Annotated in this window: 18 protein-coding genes; 11 read left to right on the forward strand and 7 right to left on the reverse strand. The window is 50.9% G+C overall.

What is annotated here, in order from left to right:
- Positions 1 to 127: 127 nt before the first annotated feature.
- Positions 128 to 382: a biofilm development regulator YmgB/AriR family protein gene (locus AB3G37_RS12850; RefSeq protein WP_369788013.1), complete on the reverse strand. Its 255-nt coding sequence runs from the start codon at positions 380 to 382 to the stop codon at positions 128 to 130.
- A 270-nt stretch (positions 383 to 652) separates the two neighbouring features.
- On the opposite strand from AB3G37_RS12850, the gene AB3G37_RS12855 reads away from it, so the two are divergent.
- Positions 653 to 1,342: a VIT family protein gene (locus AB3G37_RS12855; protein WP_369788014.1), complete on the forward strand. Its 690-nt coding sequence runs from the start codon at positions 653 to 655 to the stop codon at positions 1,340 to 1,342.
- A gap of 297 nt (positions 1,343 to 1,639) precedes the next feature.
- Entirely contained in the window at positions 1,640 to 2,065 is a 426-nt protein-coding gene (locus AB3G37_RS12860; RefSeq protein WP_369788015.1) for a hypothetical protein, read from the forward strand.
- A gap of 88 nt (positions 2,066 to 2,153) precedes the next feature.
- Here the strand turns inward: AB3G37_RS12860 and ycjG are convergent, their stop codons facing one another.
- A complete protein-coding gene (gene ycjG, locus AB3G37_RS12865) occupies positions 2,154 to 3,134 on the reverse strand; it encodes an L-Ala-D/L-Glu epimerase (protein WP_009638000.1) in 981 nt (326 codons plus the stop codon).
- 165 nt (positions 3,135 to 3,299) lie between these two features.
- Here ycjG and tpx point away from each other — a divergent pair, with 165 nt between their 5' ends.
- Positions 3,300 to 3,803 carry a thiol peroxidase gene (gene tpx / locus AB3G37_RS12870; protein WP_369788016.1) on the forward strand — a complete coding sequence of 168 codons (504 nt, stop codon included), beginning with the start codon at positions 3,300 to 3,302 and terminating at the stop codon, positions 3,801 to 3,803.
- 101 nt (positions 3,804 to 3,904) lie between these two features.
- Here the strand turns inward: tpx and AB3G37_RS12875 are convergent, their stop codons facing one another.
- Positions 3,905 to 4,228, reverse strand: a complete 324-nt coding sequence (locus AB3G37_RS12875; protein WP_369788017.1) for an EthD family reductase — start codon at positions 4,226 to 4,228, stop codon at positions 3,905 to 3,907.
- A 706-nt stretch (positions 4,229 to 4,934) separates the two neighbouring features.
- Between AB3G37_RS12875 and AB3G37_RS12880 the strand changes: the two genes are divergently transcribed.
- The 3 genes from AB3G37_RS12880 to proP all read left to right on the forward strand — a co-directional run bounded on the left by AB3G37_RS12880 (position 4,935) and on the right by proP (position 7,474).
- Positions 4,935 to 5,228: a hypothetical protein gene (locus AB3G37_RS12880; RefSeq protein ID WP_369788018.1), complete on the forward strand. Its 294-nt coding sequence runs from the start codon at positions 4,935 to 4,937 to the stop codon at positions 5,226 to 5,228.
- Positions 5,209 to 5,544 (forward strand): biofilm/acid-resistance regulator YmgB/AriR, encoded by a 336-nt coding sequence (locus tag AB3G37_RS12885; RefSeq protein WP_009637996.1) that lies wholly within the window; start codon positions 5,209 to 5,211, stop codon positions 5,542 to 5,544. The genes AB3G37_RS12880 and AB3G37_RS12885 overlap by 20 nt, the downstream gene beginning before the upstream one ends.
- 457 nt (positions 5,545 to 6,001) lie before the next feature.
- The gene (proP, locus tag AB3G37_RS12890; RefSeq protein ID WP_369790956.1) at positions 6,002 to 7,474 is read left to right on the forward strand and encodes a glycine betaine/L-proline transporter ProP; all 1,473 of its coding nucleotides are present in this window, start codon (positions 6,002 to 6,004) and stop codon (positions 7,472 to 7,474) included.
- A 178-nt stretch (positions 7,475 to 7,652) separates the two neighbouring features.
- Here the strand turns inward: proP and tyrR are convergent, their stop codons facing one another.
- Positions 7,653 to 9,224, reverse strand: a complete 1,572-nt coding sequence (tyrR, locus tag AB3G37_RS12895; protein ID WP_009637994.1) for a transcriptional regulator TyrR — start codon at positions 9,222 to 9,224, stop codon at positions 7,653 to 7,655.
- Between the two features lie 251 nt (positions 9,225 to 9,475).
- Here tyrR and xthA point away from each other — a divergent pair, with 251 nt between their 5' ends.
- Together xthA and AB3G37_RS12905 are read left to right on the forward strand one after the other, a co-directional pair.
- Complete coding sequence (xthA, locus tag AB3G37_RS12900; RefSeq protein WP_009637993.1) at positions 9,476 to 10,285, forward strand: exodeoxyribonuclease III; 810 nt, start codon at positions 9,476 to 9,478, stop codon at positions 10,283 to 10,285.
- Positions 10,282 to 10,695, forward strand: a complete 414-nt coding sequence (locus tag AB3G37_RS12905; RefSeq protein WP_369788019.1) for a pyrimidine (deoxy)nucleoside triphosphate diphosphatase — start codon at positions 10,282 to 10,284, stop codon at positions 10,693 to 10,695. The genes xthA and AB3G37_RS12905 overlap by 4 nt, the downstream gene beginning before the upstream one ends.
- 110 nt (positions 10,696 to 10,805) lie before the next feature.
- On the opposite strand, the gene AB3G37_RS12910 is transcribed toward AB3G37_RS12905, so the two are convergent.
- The 3 genes from AB3G37_RS12910 to AB3G37_RS12920 all read right to left on the reverse strand — a co-directional run bounded on the left by AB3G37_RS12910 (position 10,806) and on the right by AB3G37_RS12920 (position 14,368).
- The gene (locus tag AB3G37_RS12910; protein WP_369788020.1) at positions 10,806 to 12,737 is read right to left on the reverse strand and encodes a DNA topoisomerase III; all 1,932 of its coding nucleotides are present in this window, start codon (positions 12,735 to 12,737) and stop codon (positions 10,806 to 10,808) included.
- 271 nt (positions 12,738 to 13,008) lie between these two features.
- Positions 13,009 to 13,575 (reverse strand): C40 family peptidase, encoded by a 567-nt coding sequence (locus AB3G37_RS12915; protein ID WP_369788021.1) that lies wholly within the window; start codon positions 13,573 to 13,575, stop codon positions 13,009 to 13,011.
- A 241-nt stretch (positions 13,576 to 13,816) separates the two neighbouring features.
- Entirely contained in the window at positions 13,817 to 14,368 is a 552-nt protein-coding gene (locus AB3G37_RS12920) for an NAD(P)H nitroreductase (RefSeq protein ID WP_009637989.1), read from the reverse strand.
- A gap of 165 nt (positions 14,369 to 14,533) precedes the next feature.
- On the opposite strand from AB3G37_RS12920, the gene sppA reads away from it, so the two are divergent.
- The 3 genes from sppA to pncA all read left to right on the forward strand — a co-directional run bounded on the left by sppA (position 14,534) and on the right by pncA (position 18,211).
- Entirely contained in the window at positions 14,534 to 16,390 is a 1,857-nt protein-coding gene (sppA, locus tag AB3G37_RS12925; RefSeq protein ID WP_369788022.1) for a signal peptide peptidase SppA, read from the forward strand.
- A gap of 153 nt (positions 16,391 to 16,543) precedes the next feature.
- Positions 16,544 to 17,554 (forward strand): asparaginase, encoded by a 1,011-nt coding sequence (gene ansA, locus AB3G37_RS12930; protein ID WP_369788023.1) that lies wholly within the window; start codon positions 16,544 to 16,546, stop codon positions 17,552 to 17,554.
- A 9-nt stretch (positions 17,555 to 17,563) separates the two neighbouring features.
- Entirely contained in the window at positions 17,564 to 18,211 is a 648-nt protein-coding gene (pncA, locus tag AB3G37_RS12935; protein WP_369788024.1) for a bifunctional nicotinamidase/pyrazinamidase, read from the forward strand.
- Positions 18,212 to 18,284 lie beyond the last annotated feature (73 nt).

The following is an 18,284-nucleotide window of genomic DNA, read 5'->3' on the forward strand; positions in this document are numbered from 1 at the left end:
TGATTCATCTGTCTGCTGAACGGTAAAAATCAGTGCTGTAGATAACAGTCGGAAACGGTTTCTTAGCCATGAGAAAATGCAAAGGCCTGACACCGGTAGGCCAGGCCTTTGCGTACTTCATTCATGTTTAATCGAAATCGTCAGGAGTGCTGTAAACCACGTACTCCAGCGCCTTAAGATAATCATCGTGCTGGTTGGCATCCTGCTCAGTCTCAATCAAGGTTATCAGACGAAGAATAATGTCTTTGTTGCTGACAGATTGCCTATGCTGTTTCAGCTCACGACAAATAGAGGAAACCACTTGATTACCCGAGTAATTTTCTGGATTTGAAACATGAATATAGTCAGCTAATTTCAGATCGGTAGAAAACATATCGTACATTTTAGTATTCTCCAGTCGTATATCAGAAAAACTATAGTAAGTTGCAGGAATGACACTTTGGCTAACGGCAATAATTCTGAAAACGCCCACAGCTGATAGGGTTTCAGAATTAACGCTATTGTGTTTAACGTCGCCAGCGTGTCGATGTTTGGCTTTAAACTTATACACTACACTTATATCTGTACAGGTATTCGGCAAGCAATTTGTGTGGTCGGATGTGTTGCGCAATCCATGCCACATCAGTGCCGCACTTAAAAATGGATCAAACAGATGCATAGAGAACCGCATAGCATTGAAAAAATTGGCTGGCTGCGGGCGGCCGTGCTAGGCGCCAACGACGGAATTGTCTCTATTGCCAGCTTGTTGATGGGCGTTGTCTCGGCCAATGCGGCACAGCACAGCGTGTTATTAACCGGCGTGGCAGGTTTGGTGGCAGGCGCGATGTCGATGGCCACGGGAGAGTATGTCTCAGTTTCCTCGCAATCAGATACCGAAAAAGCGGCATTATCTGAAGAACGGGAGGAGCTTACGGCTGATTTTCATGGCGAACTGCACGAGCTGGCAATGATTTACTCCAGCCGGGGATTGGAACTGCCGTTGGCCAAAGAAGTCGCCCGACAACTGATGGCCCACGATGCCTTGGGCGCACATGCGCGAGACGAATTGGGCATTTCTGAAATCACCACCGCGCGGCCATTACAGGCAGCCATTGCCTCTGCAATGAGTTTTGCTTTAGGCGCCGCGCTGCCACTCATCGTGACCATTGTGCTCGCCGGGCAGTGGGCTCTTCCGGCGATTGCAATTGCCGCACTGATGTCCCTTGCGGTGCTGGGCGGAGTGGCAGCTAAAGCCGGCGGTGCGCCGCTGCTGCCTGCGGTGATCAGAGTAACCTTTTGGAGCGCGCTGGCCATGGGAGTCTCTTCGGGCGTCGGCGCGCTGTTCGGTGCAGTCGTGGCTTAGCGATGCAGCAATCGCGATGACGGCAATTGTTGCAGCCGGTGATCCGCAGTACGGCATTGGTGACAAGTTTACCGGCCAAAAGACTCGTTACCAGAATCGGCCGATAAGTTCCGCTTAACTTGACTTGGTCAAGGGATGCTGCAAGTATCCTTGCTGCTTAAAAAGTCCTCTGTGAATTAACCTTCAAGGGGGTAACAGCATTTGATACTTTGTTACATATGCTCATCGAACCCTATTGTATAAGTAGCAAGCCAGACACAAGTGATGCCTGGCCTAAACATCAGGTTGAATATTAAAATGAAAAAAATGCTTTTGTCATTGCTGGTCGTCGGTTCTCTGGCCAACATGGCGCACGCCGCAGACATGATTGGCGATTATACAGCAGCAGGTTTTACTCATTGCGGCGGTATGAAAGTACTCACCAGCGCGATTGCCAGTGATGACACGATGGTTCTGCAGATTACCGATCCGAAGACCAATGCTTCACAGATCTATTTCGGTAACCGTACCGCAGATGAAAGCGACAAAGTTACATATACCTTGTCGACTTACAACCCGGATAACAGAACTTTCACTCCAGACCCTTCAAATACCACTATTCGTTTTGGTATTAACGAAAGTCCTGCGGGCAACAGCGGCGCCGAGCTTTATCAGCTGAGCATGGCCGGTCAGCAGTACAAATGTACGCCTTATACCGTGTTTGATCCGCTGGCTAAAAAGTAATTCTACCCTGCGGGATCCGCCTTGCCGGTTTATCTCAAACCGGCCATTCAAGCCTTGCTGCCTGCGCATCAGGGCTTGATGCTTTTTATTAATCCCCTGTCGCCTGTAAATCAATCACCCCGCAGTGAAAAGCCAGCCCAGGCGTGACATCTTTTTCAAGCCAGGTTGGCCCATCAAGGTCGATAAACTTCGCGCCCGCGGTTAGCGGCAGAGCTGCTCTTACCGCCCTTGAAGTACACAGCATGCAGCCGAGCATAATTTCAAGCCCTTGTTCTCGCGCCGCTGCCGCTAATTCGAGTGCCGCTGTCAGGCCGCCAGTTTTATCCAGCTTGATGTTTATCATCTCGTAACGACCCACCAGTTTGGGTAAATCTGCAACCGTATGACAGCTTTCATCCGCACAAATTGGCAGCGGATGAATGAAATTGGCCAGCGCGTCATCTTGTCCAACGGGCAGCGGCTGCTCCAGCATCAGCACGCCAAGATCGGCCAACAGCTGACAACGTGCGGCCAACCCCTCGCTTTGCCAGGACTCGTTGGCATCGACAATCAGTGACACATTGGGTACCGCGCTGCGAATAGCCACCATGCGCTCGGTGATAAAATGGTCATCGAGTTTAATTTTTAACAAGGTGGCCCCCTTCTGCTGATGGGCCATCGCAGCCTGTGCCATAGCTTCAGGCGTATCGACGCTCAAGGTTTGCGCCATGCTGATTGACGCAACCGGATGTGTGCCGCTGAGTTGCCACAGGGTTTGCCCACTCTGCTGACGCTGCAAATCCCACAGTGCCGAATCGAGGGCGTTACGCGCTGCCCCCGCGGGCAACAAGGTTTGCAAGGCGGGCCGGTCAGTGCCTTGAGCAATAATCTGGTCAACCACGCCGAGCTGGGCCATCACCGAAATTTCACTTTCGCCAAAGTGTGGATACGGGGTGCATTCCCCCTTGCCCACTACGCCATTTTCTTCGATTTCCACCACAATAACGCGCGCTTCAGTGCGGCTGCCGCGAGCAATAACAAATGCCGTGTGTAACGGCCAGGCTTCAGGATAAAAGCGTACGCTTCTCATTAACCACTCCATGAAAACACCTTCGGGCACCATGCGAGGAGGCTTTTGTCAGTATAGCTTGGGGTCAGATAAAAATTGCCTTTGCAATTAAAAACAATTACTTGTTTACTATCTGAGTGAACCACTGAAAAAAATCATCTTGCTACTTTGCAATAAGGAAAAATCATGACTCAGACCGTACATCTAAAAGGCAATCCTGTTAGCGTTGCAGGCCAGCTGCCGCAGAAAGGCGACGTGGCCAAGCCGTTCACTCTGGTGGCAAAAGATCTCTCTGATGTTGCATTGAGCAGCTTCTCCGGCAAACGCAAAGTCCTGAACATCTTCCCAAGTGTTGATACCGGCACCTGCGCCACCTCCGTGCGCAAGTTTAATCAGCTCGCGTCCGAAATCGACAACACCGTGGTGCTGTGCATCTCTTCAGATTTGCCATTCGCCCAGTCACGTTTTTGTGGTGCAGAAGGTCTGGAAAATGTCGTGACTCTGTCAACCCTGCGCGGTGACGAGTTTAAGTTGACCTACGGCGTGGCAATCACCGACGGCCCATTGGCTGGCCTGACTTCGCGCGCAGTGGTGGTACTGGACGAGCAAGACAACGTATTACACAGTGAACTGGTTGGCGAAATCAGCGAAGAGCCTAATTACGATGCTGCGCTGGCGGCTTTGAAATAAGCGATTAGCGATTTACTCAGTCAGCTATTATTGAGACAAAATAAAGCCCCGCCATTGACGCGGGGCTTTTTTATGGGTCGTGAGTCAAACGCGGTAATGCCTTATTTGCTCTTCTCGATAATCACTTCGCTTATCTGCTGTATCGGCGTCACGTTGGTAAAATTGGCGACATCGGCAGCCAACTCTTCAGCATAAGGGCCAATTGCGGTCATTAAGGCTTCGACGGAGTCACAATATACGTGGCACATGGCGATAAAGGCCGGATTGCTATCAGGAGTTACGGCGTTGAAACCTTTGTCGATAGTGTAATAACGGCAAACTTCACCCAGACGCTGTTTCAGCAATGGCATATGAGAATCGCGATAGTAATCGTAATCAAAATGCGCTTCTGGGCTATACGGATACATCACGCTAAGTTTAATCAATTTACTTCTCCTGGTTAATAACAAACATTGCTCCAATATAGCCTCTAGACATCAATTATGTTCAACAATTCTTGCTGGTCGACCTACAATGCAATGTGTTGTATTGGTAGGTATATAACCTAAAGAGAAATTATTATTAATCAGGTCAATTTTTTTAAAGATCGCACAATATCGAGAGGTTATCCAAATAAACTTTTAAAAGACCCATCACTCTGCTCACTCAGGTATAAATCAGGTATTTAAAAATTAATTCCAGTCAAATTATCGTTTTATTTTTGTATTCAACCCAAAAGTATGCCAATCACATAAGTTACTTTTGCACCCTTTTCTTTATGATTTAACCACTCAACACTTCGTAATGAATTAATTTCTGTTAAGTGCGCATTTAACAGAAAAATTGCCACCACAAAAAGCAACTCCCTCGCAATTTTGCACATAAAAACCTGTACAACACTCAAATTGTTGTATAAGTTTATATGCATAAGAGTGATTGTTACTTAACTAATTATTGAATGAGGACATGACATGCGTGGAGACCCATACAGCGTAACGGCCACTGGCGCGGCTCACCATTTTAACATTGCGCCCTCGTTTTCAGATGATGTAACTATGGGTCGCATAGTGGTTAAGCTGAGAAGTTAATTATGTACCGGGAATGAACTTGGCTGCGACTGTAAAGTCCGCCAGGCCATTCAGGGTTGTATATATGCAAAGAAATGACGAAGAAAAACTGAACGACAGCCTGTTGGGCGAGGCCGTGCTGGCCGTGTTGAAATCAGGGGGTGATGTCACCATCGCGGGTGTTGTTATCCAACTGAAAAGCATGGCGGCAAGCGCTAAAAACGACGTAATTAAACGCGCCTGTGAGCGAACCTTAGGTGAGGTCAATCAAACTGTGACCTCAACGCAGGCCACGAGAAGCTACAATGTTCGAGACACGAACAACGTGCTACATCATTTTACAGCTGAAGGGCAGCAAGATGGCAAAAAGAACCACTGATTCAGAATTCACCGGTAACCTTGCACTCAACGATGTACTGAATTCCAACGGGCTTCTCTGCGGTGAACAACGCACGCGGGAAAAACGGGTTATGGACAGTATTCGTCATATCGATAACAAGTTCGATAGTGAACGTGAGGTTATTGGTGCTATTGCCAGAAACATTATTGCCGTTCAGGGTTACCTGACCAATAAGGATATCATTTTACGTCTGATCTCTGAGCTTGAGATCACACGCGATGTGGTACAGCAGGATATTTTACGCAACGCGCTGGAGTTAGTCCTTGGCGTAACGCCAGACGACTCGGACTTTTAGTTATGGCAACGCGGATAAACATTATCCGTAAAGTGTAAGCCATAAGGAAATTAATCATTCCACGCCTGCTCAGATATTAAAACTGCCCTCTCAAAGAAATATTCGAGAGGGTAAATTTTATTTCGGCACAAAAATCAAACAACCTGCTTTATTATTCATCAATTAGGGAAGTGAGGTCAACGATTTATAACCTTGTAGAATCGGCTTAGGTATCAAAGAGTCATCGGCTATTTATATGATAAATCCCCCTATATATATTTATATTAGGCTCCCTCTTTTGTTACCCTGGTAATTAATTCTACCCTTCGTTTACATTTTTCCTCTTTCTGGAAATAACCTATACTATTCATGCCTATGGAAGTTTATTAAGATTTTAAGCTTCTCCCGCTGTAAATAGTGGAGTGAGCTTAGACAAGGGAATACTATGCTTAAACTAAGAAAGAAACGTGCTAAACCAATGCATATCAATGACATCACGATCATTGATGATGCCAAACTCAAAAAAGCGATTACCGCAGCAGCACTGGGTAACGCTATGGAATGGTTCGATTTTGGTGTTTACGGCTTCGTCGCCGTCGCGCTGGGTCAAGTGTTCTTCCCAGGTGCCGATCCCGGCCTGCAAATGATTGCCGCTCTGGCAACCTTCTCGGTACCTTTCCTGGTTCGCCCGCTGGGTGGCGTATTCTTTGGCCGTCTTGGCGACAAGTTTGGCCGTCAAAAAGTGCTTTCGATTACCATTATTATTATGTCGATCAGTACCGTTTCTATCGGGCTGATACCCTCCTATGCCTCCATCGGCATATGGGCTCCCGTATTGCTGTTGGCAGCCAAGCTGGCGCAAGGCTTCTCGGTTGGTGGTGAATATACCGGCGCGGCCATCTTCGTCGCCGAGTATTCACCCGATAGAAAACGTGGCTTCCTGGGCAGCTGGCTGGACTTCGGCTCAATCGCTGGTTTTATTCTCGGCGCGGGCGTGGTTATTCTAATCACCAGCATTGTGGGTGATGAAAACTTCCTCTCCTGGGGCTGGCGTTTGCCGTTCTTTATTGCCGCACCGCTGGGGCTGATCGGGATTTATCTGCGCCACGCGCTCGAGGAAACTCCGACTTTCCAGCAGCACGTAGAGAAGATCGACAGCAACTCGCGCAAAGAAATTGCCGAGCCGCCAAGGGTTTCGTTCCGTGAAATCTTTACCAAGCAGTGGAAAGCGTTGATTGTCAGCGTAGGTTTGGTCATCGCGACTAACGTGACCTACTACATGCTGCTGACCTATATGCCGAGCTATATGTCGCACAGCCTTCACTATTCTGAAGATCACGGCCTGATTATCATCATTGCCATCATGGTGGGAATGCTGTTTGTTCAGCCATTTATGGGCTTGCTGAGTGACCGCTTTGGTCGTAAACCGTTTGTGATAATCGGCAGCATCGGGCTGTTTATTCTGGCAATCCCGAGCTTTATCCTGATCCAGAGTAACGTGATTGGGCTGATTTTCCTCGGGTTCCTGATACTCGCCGTGTTGCTTAACTGCTTTATTGGCGTGATGGCCTCGACCCTACCGGCGATGTTCCCTACCAATATCCGTTACAGCGCGCTGGCGATTGCCTTCAACGTTTCGGTGATGGTTGCCGGTATAACGCCCACTTTCGCGGCGTGGTTAGTTGAGGCAACTCATAATCTGTTTATGCCGGCTTACTACCTGATGGTCGTGGCCGTGATTGGTTTAGTTACCGGTATTTATATGAAAGAAACCGCCAACAAACCGTTGAAAGGCGCGACGCCTGCAGCTTCTGACCGTGCCGAAGCCAAGGAAATCCTGCAGGAGCATCATGATAATATCGAGCAAAAAATCGAAGATATTGATGTACAGATAGCCGAGCTGCAATCCAAAAGAAAACACCTGATCGATCAGCATCCAGAAATTCAGTGATCGGGCATTTGAAATAGTTTTGCAAAGTAGAAAATGAAAAAGCCGGTCAGTAATGTTAACTGACCGGCTTTTTTTCGAGCAAAGAATTGTTTACGTTAGGTTCGAATGCGCATCGCAGCGGCTAGCTTTGCCTCGGCGAAACAGTTGAAAATCGGCTTAACTCAAAAAATCCTGGAAATTACTCCTCGGAATCCCCTTCTGGCTTGCGGCTGCTTAGGCCGTATTCGCGCAGTTTATTGGCGATAGCGGTGTGCGAAACCCCCAGTCGTTTTGCCAGTTTGCGAGTGCTGGGATAAGTACGATACAGGCGGGTCAACACTGAGCGTTCAAAACGTTTGCTGATATCATCCAGTGAGCCGTTTAACGCCTCTTCTCCCAGCGTGACTTCAACATCAAAGTCTGGCAGCGCGATATCCTGCGGTCGCAGCTCATTGCCTTCCAGCTGGGTCAATGCGCGATAAATGGCGTTTTTAAGCTGGCGCACATTACCGGGCCAACCGTAATGGGTCAGATAACTGCCTAATTGTGCATTGAGCTTTGGACGTGCCATCCCCTGCTCATCGGCAAAACGCGCCACGAACAGCTCGGTCAGCGGCATGATATCCGTTGGCCGTTCACGCAACGGCGGCAATGTGACGGTCAAAACGTTAAGGCGATAATAGAGATCTTCACGGAACTCACCGCGCTGCACCAGCTCCACCAGATTCTTTTGCGTGGCGCAAATCACGCGTACATCAACGCGCACCTCGTGCTCTTCCCCGACCCGACGGAAAGTGCCGTCGTTGAGAAAACGCAGCAGTTTGATCTGCATCCGTGGTGACATCTCACCGATTTCATCCAGCAAAACCGACCCGCCATTGGCCTGTTCGAAGAAACCTTTCTTGCCGTCAACCGCATTGGGGTAAGCTCCGGGCGCATAGCCAAACAGCTCACTTTCCACCACGTCATCAGGCAAGGAAGCGCAGTTAAGGCCAAGGAACGGATTTTTTCCGCGCGCGCTGCGCAGATGACAGGCGCGAGCCAGCAAATCTTTGCCGGTGCCGGTATCGCCAATAATCAGCAACGGTGCATCGAGCATTGCCAGCTTTTTAGCCTGATCCAGCACCTGACGCATCTTAGGACTGACTGCAACGATATGGTCAAACTCGCGCTCATCGTTAATCGTTAAATCCTGCAACTGGCGGCCCATTCTCGCCGCCGATTTCAGCATCACAACCGCACCCACCACTTCGCTGGCCTGATTCTCGTCATCGAGTTTGATCGGCGTGAGGTCCATCAGGAAATCTTGCCCCTGAATAACGACCCGTTCGGTGTATGGCAGGCTGCTGTCATGCTCCAGCCAGCGGGTAAAGTTGTAGCCGCTTATCAGGCTGGCGGCGGTGTAATTGCGGATTTTGGCTTCGCTTAGCTCGAAAAGGCTTTGTGCTGCCGGATTGGCCTGCTCGACCTTGCCTTTCATGTCGATGGAAAATACCGGTTCCGGCATTGAGACCAGCAAGGCACGCAGGGCGCGGTGTTCGCGCTCAGACGGCATAAACGGCACGGTTCTGACGTCGGTCACGCCTTCAATTCGGCGGATTTCGGCCATCAGCGCCCGAAAAGTATCAAAGTCCAGCTGAGTAAAGTTCAGGTAGATGCGGCCAATCTGGGCGATTTCGATCCCATGCAAATCAATACTGCGCAGCACTAATAAATCGAGCAACTCTCGGGCAAGACCCAGGCGGTCTTCGCAAAAAACTTCCAGGCGCATCAGTTTTGACCTTTTTCAGGGAAAACAAAAATTTCTTAAACGTATAATACCCTGTCAGGCTGGGTGTAAAAAGAGACTGTCACAGAATGTTGACAGAAAATTGTCTACCTGCCGCTTTCGTCGCCAACTACGCCGTCTTTACTCTGGAGTAACGGTGTGAAGGCAGATGAACAGCTCGGGCGGCTCGTTACATTACACAAAAAACTCTGCTAACATCATCGCCTGAATTCAACGCCAAATGGTTCCCGACTATGAAGTTCGTCTCTTTTAATATCAACGGATTGCGCGCTCGCCCACATCAGCTAGCGGCGATCATCGAACAACATCAGCCAGACGTCATCGGGCTACAAGAAACAAAAGTCCACGACGATATGTTCCCGCTGGAAGACGTGAGCCAATACGGCTATCACGTTTACTATCATGGGCAGAAAGGCCATTACGGCGTCGCGCTGCTGACCAAGGAAAAACCGCTTGAGGTCCGCCGCGGATTCCCCAATGATGAAGAAGACGCCCAGCGCCGTATCATCATGGCCGACATTGAAACCCCTCAGGGCGTGCTGACGGTGATTAACGGCTATTTCCCGCAGGGCGAAAGCCGTGACCATCCAACCAAATTCCCGGCCAAACAGCGTTTCTATCAAGATTTGCAGGACTATTTGCAGCAGCAATTGTCGGTAGAAAAACCGGTTGTGGTCATGGGCGACGTGAATATCAGCCCAACCGATCTCGACATTGGTATCGGTGAAGACAACCGCAAGCGCTGGCTGCGCACCGGCAAATGCTCATTCCTGCCGGAAGAACGCGAATGGATGGACAGGCTAAAAGGCTGGGGCCTGGTTGACACTTTCCGCGCCGCCAATCCAGAAGCCAACGATCAGTTCTCGTGGTTTGACTATCGCTCAAAAGGCTTCGATGACAACCGCGGGCTGCGCATCGATCTCGTGCTGGCGAGTACTCCGCTGGCGGCACGCTGCAAGGCCACGGGTATCGATTATGTTATTCGCGGAATGGAAAAACCCAGCGATCACGCCCCCATCTGGGCTGAGTTCGACCTAAAGTGAATCCGCTAATCAAGCTGGAAGTGGTCGCCGCAATCATTGAACGCGGCGACTTTATTCTTCTGGCTCAGCGCGACGCTCAGAGCTCTCTGGCCGGGCACTGGGAGTTTCCCGGCGGTAAAGTTGAAGCGGGTGAAACTCAGCCCGCAGCACTGAGCAGGGAGCTGTTTGAGGAGCTGAATATTCAGGCTCGGGTAGACGATTGGATTGCTCACTATGCCTGGCCTCAGGGTGAGCGAATAATTGATTTACACGCCTGGCGCGTGAGTGCGTTTAGCGGGGAGATAACGTTACGTTGTCACAGCCAGTTTACCTGGGTCACTCCGCAGCAGGCTCTGGACTACGATCTAGCGCCGGCAGACCTCCCTCTTCTCCACGCCTATATAGCTCAACGCACTGAAAATAATCATTAAAAAAAGGTGACGACGTCACCTTTTCTTTTCTGTCAGCAAAGTGGTTTATATTACAAAAACCTATCGTCCAGCTTTTCCAATCTGCATCTTTTTAAAGAATTGACTTGAACTTATTCTTCGCTGCGCTTGCTCGCCTTGGCCGGTGCCCGTTTGCGCCTGGCCCCCGCCTCAGCTTTGGGCTTGGATGGCAGGCTGCGAAACGCGGGTGAGACGCGATTTTGCCTGGCCTGCACAATCAGGCTTTGCAGGGTCGAAACCAACGGCTGCATAAAATCCTGATAACGGCAGTTTTTCTCGCTGATACGGGTCAGGCTCGACTCCCAGTCGGCAGTCATATCAGGGCGAGCCGCAATGTCCGGCAAGGAATGGATCAGCGCACGACCGGTATCGCTAGAATGAATATAGCGCCCTTTCTTATAGAGAAATTCGCGGCGGAACAGTAGCTCGATAATGCCCGCTCGCGTCGCTTCTGTGCCCAAACCGTCGGTGGCGCGAAGGATCTTTTTTAGCGCCTTATCCTGCACAAAGCGCGCAATACCGGTCATTGCAGAAAGCAGTGTGGCGTCTGTAAACGGCCTTGGCGGCTGGGTCTGGCGTTCAACCACCTCGCCCCGTTCGCACAGCAGCTCATCACCTTTGGCTACCACCGGCAGCGGCGTACCTTCGTTCTCTTCGTCACGCTCTTTACTGCCCAGCAAAGTGCGCCAGCCGGCATCGGCAAGAAAACGTGCCTTGGCAACAAATTTGCCACCGGCAATTTCCAACTCAATCACGCATTTACGGAACATCGCATCGGCACAAAACTGCATTAAATACTGGCGAGCAATCAGGCCATAAATTTTACTCTCATCATCGGTGAGATTGACCTTGCTGCTGCGGGCGGTAGGAATGATCGCGTGGTGAGCATCGACCTTTTTATCGTCCCAGCAGCGATTACGCTTGTCGGTGTCCAAAGCAGGCTGGGGCATTAGGTTTGGCTGATGAACGCTAATCGCGTTAAGCACGGAATGACGCCCGGCAAAGTGTTCTTCTGGCAAATAACGGCTGTCAGAACGCGGATAGGTAATCAGTTTGTGGGTTTCGTACAAGCGCTGACAAATATCGAGAATTTTCTGCGCGCTGAGGTTAAAGGCTTTGGCGCCCTCGATTTGCAGCGTTGAAAGCGAAAACGGTAACGGCGGCGTTTCTGACTCACGCTTGTCGTTATAGCCGGTGACGATCGCGGGTTGACCGCCGATGCGAGCGACAACGTGGTCGGCCAGCGGACGATGCAGCAATCGTCCTTCTTCATCCTGATAAGGCTCGCATGACTCACTCGGTTGCCAGACGGCTACAAAACGCTCATCAGCGGGAGTGACGATGTGCGCCTTAACCTCGAAAAAGTCTTTGGGGATGAAATTTTCAATCTCTTCGTCGCGACGCACCACCAGCCCAAGCACCGGCGTTTGCACCCTGCCGACTGACAACACGCCGTTGTATCCCGCATTGCGCCCTAAAATGGTATAGGCGCGCGTCATGTTGATGCCATACAACCAGTCGGCACGCGAACGCGCCAGCGCGGAGACACAAAGCGGAATAAAATCGCGGTTGTCACGCAAACGGGAAATCGCGCGCTCAACCGCCTGCGGGTTCAGGTCGTTAACCAGGCAGCGTTGAACCTGCTGGCGTTTCTCGGCGTTGAGCTCAAGATAGTCCAGAACCTCATCCACCAGCAGTTGCCCTTCTCTGTCCGGGTCACCCGCGTGGACCACCTGACTGGCTTCCAGCAGCAATCGTTTAATTACGTTTAACTGCTTGGCCACTGAGGGGCGCGGCTGCAACTGCCATTTTTCTGGAATAATCGGTAAATCTTCCAGTGCCCAGCGTGCAAAGCGACTGTTATAAGCATCAGGCTGAGCCTGTTCCAACAGGTGCCCGACACACCAGGTCACGATGTCTTGATTCCCACAGGCAATAAACCCATCACCGCGTTTGTGCGGTTTCGGCAAGACATCAGCTATTGCTCTGGCAAGGCTGGGTTTTTCGGCAATAAACAATCGCATCAGGCATGGCTCACAAACTAGGTCATTCCCCTATGTTAGCCGCTAGGCAAACAATTGATAAGTCGCGATCGGGGTAGAGGCAGGACGTTCGCTCACAAAAACGGCGAAAAAAGGATTTATAGGATAAATCAGGAAATAACTGCACGTTTTAATAGCAAGCAACCCACTGCCGTGCGCCCCGTTGATGATTAAAAATCTTGCCAGAGACGCAGAGCAATCGTTGATTTCAGGGATTGCAAATAACCGTCTCCCTGAAAAGATTAACGCGGGATCAGTTTTTAGCTAACTGGCTGTCAGAGCCTGTAGGATTAAAGGTGATCTGCGCGTCGTATTCGCGGGTCAGCCTTCTGGCTTCGAGGAACACCGATTTCCAATAAGGGTTATTCAACGAGGAGCGCATCACACCTTTGCTAACCGAGGCATGCAGGAAGTTATGATCGGTGTCGTAGAACCCGACGTGCATCTCGTGGTTAATGCGAAAGAACACCAGGTCGCCCGGTTGTAGCTGGTCTTCATTGACACGCTGCCCCATGTGAATCAGCTGCGCGGTAGTCACACGGTCCATCGGAATATTGAAGCGATCTTTAAGGGTTCGCCAGACAAAACCGGAGCAGTCTACACCCTGCAAATTCGTGCCGCCCCACTGGTAAGGGGTGCCTTGCCATGAATGCATTTGATCGTGTAGTGCGGCTACAACGGAGATGAGATCTGACTGCTGGTCGGTAATTTGCGAGGCATTATCTGAATTAGCAGTATCTGAAGGTTTTTTTGAGGCACATCCGGCCAGAATCAACAATGAAAGACAGAATACGTATTTGAATGATTTTAAAGACTTCATTGATGTTACCGGGTGATGAAAATAATCGATAAGGATTTATAGCCTATAAAATCAAAGGGCTGAATAGCGTGAGGAACATAATTACACTGATTTACAATACTTTACGTAAGGGGTTTTCGCCGGGTGTTTATTACTGTATGAATTTCAAGCAAAATATAGGAATAGTCCGCTAAATTCAATATTTTGAAAAATTTGACAACTCCCCTTTGCAGAGGAGTTTCCAGAGCACATTTGGCAATGATCAGAAATAACTGACAAATGCGGCGCTATCCGCCGGTATGACTTGGGTGCTTGATTTAAGCTGCGGCGTGCCCAAGTAAAGGAAGCCGACGATTTGATCCTTCTCGGCGCAGCCAAAAGCTTTGCGCACGGCGGCGTGCTCGGTCCATGCGCCAGTGCGCCAGATGCCATTAAAGCCCTGCGCCAGTGCGGCCATTTGCATTGCCTGCACCGCACATCCGGCAGAAACGACCTGCTCCCACTCCGGCACTTTAGGGCTGTCTTTAATATCGGCGATAATAGTAATAATCTGCGGCGCGCGCAGCGGAGCCTGAGTCGCCTTTTCAATGGCCTTATCGTCCATTTTATCTTTCTCGGCCGCACTTCTCAGCAAATTACTGAAACGAATCAGGCCGTCGTTCTCGACGATCACAAAACGCCACGGCTGCAAAGCCCCGTGATCGGGTGCGCGCATGCCGGCATTAATGATGTTTTGCAGCACTTTGCCTGAAGGCGCAGGGGCCGCGAGACGTGAGGCGGAACGACGGTTGAGCAGCAGGTCCAGAGCGTCCATAAATCTCTCCTTGGTATCAGTTGTAATCTGTTAACCGTAGCATAAGCCCCCTCGTCGTGGCTATTCGACCCCGTGCTGTCTGCCAAATTATGAAATGATTTAATGCTGACATTTCTTCGTCAGGTCATTAGGATAGCTGCACTAGTTGCTCTAGATGGAGAGAACATGCGCATACTGTGGCGAATCATCGCCGGTTTTTTTAGGTGGACCTGGCGTCTGCTTAACTTTGTAAGAGAGTTTATTCTTAACCTTTTCCTGATTCTGATCATTCTGGTCGGCGCAGGAATTTATTACGAGCTGCAATCCAAGCCGGTCGAGACCCCAACCAAGGGCGCGCTGCTGGTCGATTTAAGCGGTTCAGTGGTCGACAAACCTTCGGTAAACAATAAGGTTCGCCAACTGGGCCGAGAACTGCTGGGCACCTCCAGCAATCGCCTGCAGGAAACCTCGCTGTTTGATTTGGTTGATACCATCCGCGCTGCCAAAGACGATAAAAATATTACCGGCATGGTGCTGTCTCTCACTGACTTCACCGGCACTGATCAGTCTTCACTGCAATATATTGGCAAGGCGCTGCGCGAATTCCGCGATGCCGGTAAGCCAATTTATGCGGTGGGCGATAGCTATAACCAGACGCAGTATTATCTGGCAAGCTTTGCCAACAAGATTTACCTCTCGCCGATGGGCACGGTCGATCTCCACGGTTTCGCCACCAATACCCTGTATTACAAGACCCTGCTCGACAAACTCAAAGTGACCACCAATATCTTCCGCGTGGGCACCTATAAGTCTGCGGTAGAGCCTTTGATGCGCGACAATATGTCTGCGGCAGCGCGTGATGCCGACAGCCGCTGGGTCGGTGGTTTGTGGAACAATTACCTCAATACTGTGTCGGCGAATCGCCAGTTGACGCCAGAGCAGCTGTTCCCTGGCGCACAGGGGATGTTAACCGGTTTGCAGGCAGCAGGCGGCGACACGGCCGAGTACGCGCTGAAGAGCAAGCTGGTCGACGTTTTGGCTTCGCGTGGCGATGCCGATGAGGCGATGATCAAAGCTTTTGGCTATGACAAAGACAAGAAAGACTTCAACTACACCAGTCTTGACGACTACACGCCGAAACCGAAACAGGACAATAATGCTGCGCAGATTGCGGTTATCTTCGCAAACGGTGCCATTGTAGACGGAGAAGGCCAGGCGGGTGAAGTCGGTGGCGATACCACGGCCGAACAAATCCGCAAGGCGCGTCTGGACCCGAAAGTTAAAGCTATCGTGTTCCGCGTAAATAGTCCGGGTGGCAGTGTCAGCGCTTCTGAAGTCATCCGTTCCGAGCTGGCTGCGGCACGCGCGGCGGGCAAACCGGTGGTCGTTTCAATGGGCGGCATGGCGGCTTCGGGCGGTTACTGGATTTCAACGCCGGCTAACTACATTATTGCCAGCCCAAGCACCCTTACCGGTTCTATCGGCATCTTCGGGGTGATCAATACTTATCAGGACACGCTGGGACAATTTGGTGTGCATACTGACGGTGTTGCGACCTCGCCGCTGGCCGATATTGCCGTCACCAAGGCATTGCCGCCGGAGTTCTCGCAGATGATGCAACTGAACATCGAGAACGGCTATAAAACGTTCCTGGGACTGGTCGCCAAGGCCCGTAACAAGACGCCGGAGCAGATTGACCAGATTGCTCAGGGCCACGTTTGGATCGGTACCGATGCGAAAAACAACGGCCTGGTTGATGAGCTGGGTGATTTCGACGACGCGGTGAAGAAAGCCGCAGAGCTGGCTAAACTGCCGACCTGGCAGTTGAACTGGTATGTCGACCAGCCAAGCATGACTGACCTGATTTTCTCGCAGATGAATGCGTCTGTTCACGCGATGCTGCCCGCCGTTGCTCAGGCCTATTTGCCTGCGCCGGTTGCCGATATCGCTTTGAAAATGAGCACTCAGGCGGACCTGTTCAGCAACATGAACGATCCGCAAAACCGCTACGCAATGTGCCTGACCTGCGGCGACGTTAAATAAACGCTGCTTAATGTCTGAACAATAAACCTTGAATGGCTCCGCTCGCGGGGCCATTTTTTTTATCAATTCGCATTCACATTTTTATTCCTGCCTCACTAGCTTTATAATCGCCCCACCTGGCCTGTCTGGCTGATTAAAAAAAGAATTATGCAAATGACTAAAAAATCGATCTACGTTGCCTACACTGGCGGTACCATCGGCATGGCGCGTTCCGAACAGGGCTACATTCCTGTCTCTGGCCATTTACAACGTCAGTTGGCGCTGATGCCAGAATTCCATCGCCCTGAAATGCCTGATTTTCACATACAAGAATATTCACCGCTGATGGACTCTTCAGATATGACGCCGGAAGACTGGCAACATATCGCCGATGATATTCAGGCCCATTATGACCAATACGACGGTTTCGTTATTTTGCACGGCACAGACACCATGGCGTTCACCGCTTCCGCGCTGTCGTTCATGCTGGAAAACCTTGGCAAGCCCGTCATTGTGACCGGTTCGCAGATCCCGCTGGAGGCTCTGCGCTCGGACGGTCAAATCAATCTGCTTAATTCGCTGTATATTGCGGCTAACCATCCGGTGAATGAAGTGACGTTGTTCTTCAATAACCGACTCTATCGCGGTAATCGCAGCACCAAGGCCCACGCCGACGGTTTTGACGCCTTTGCTTCGCCGAATATGGCGCCGTTGCTGGAAGCCGGTATTCATATCCGCCGCCTGGCAACACCGTCAATTCCTGCCGCCACCGGCCCGCTGCGCGTGCATAACATCACCCCGCAGCCTATTGGCGTAGTGACGATATATCCTGGAATTTCGGCCGAGGTCGTGCGTAACTTCGTACAACAACCGGTAAAAGCTTTGATCTTGCGGTCTTATGGCGTAGGTAATGCGCCACAAAAAGGCGATCTGCTTCAGGTGCTGAAAGATGCTTCCGAGCGCGGCATCGTGGTGGTCAACCTGACGCAGTGTATTTCAGGCAAGGTCAACATGGGCGGCTACGCGACCGGTAACGCGCTGGCCCACGCCGGGGTGATAAGCGGCTTTGATCTGACCGTAGAAGCGACCCTGACCAAGCTACATTATTTACTCAGCCAGCCGCTTTCCGCTGCTGAAATCCGTGAGCAGATGCAACAAGACCTGCGTGGTGAATTAACCGTTTAAGGGGATAACATGAACTCTGCACTGTTGCTCATTGACCTGCAAAATGATTTTTGTCACGGCGGCGCGCTAGCCGTTGCAGAGGGTGATGAAACAATAAACGTCGCCAATCTGGCCATCGCCGCCTGTCGCCACGCCAATATTCCAGTAGCGGCTTCTCAGGACTGGCACCCTGCCGATCATCGCAGCTTTGCAATCAATTCCTCGGCAGAGGTCGGTACAGTGGGTGAGCTTGAAGGCCTGCCACAGGTGTGGTGGCCGGTTCACTGCGTGCAGAATCAGCCGGGGGCAGACTTTCATCCCAGTCTAAACACCGCCGGGCTGGACTACATCGTGCACAAAGGCAAAGACTCGTCAGTCGACAGCTACAGCGCATTTTTCGATAACGGTAAACGGGCAGCGACCCCGCTACACGATTGGTTGCAGAATAAGCAGGTCGAACATTTGGTCGTCATGGGGCTCGCCACTGATTACTGTGTGAAATTCAGCGTGCTGGATGCCCTGGAATTGGGCTATGAGGTGACGTTGATCAGTGACGGTTGCCGCGGCGTGAACCTCGACGCCGATGACAGTAAAAAAGCCGTTGAACAGATGCAGCTCGCCGGTGCCAAAGTACAAAGCCTCGCCCAATGGGTGAGCAATCTGGATTTCACGCTATAATTTTGCCGTCAACGATGCGGTTATAAACACTTTGAAACGGGTCGCATGGAGAATGCGTGCCCCGTTTCCTCAC

Source organism: Rouxiella sp. WC2420 (assembly GCF_041200025.1).
Taxonomy (GTDB): Bacteria; Pseudomonadota; Gammaproteobacteria; order Enterobacterales; family Enterobacteriaceae; genus Rouxiella.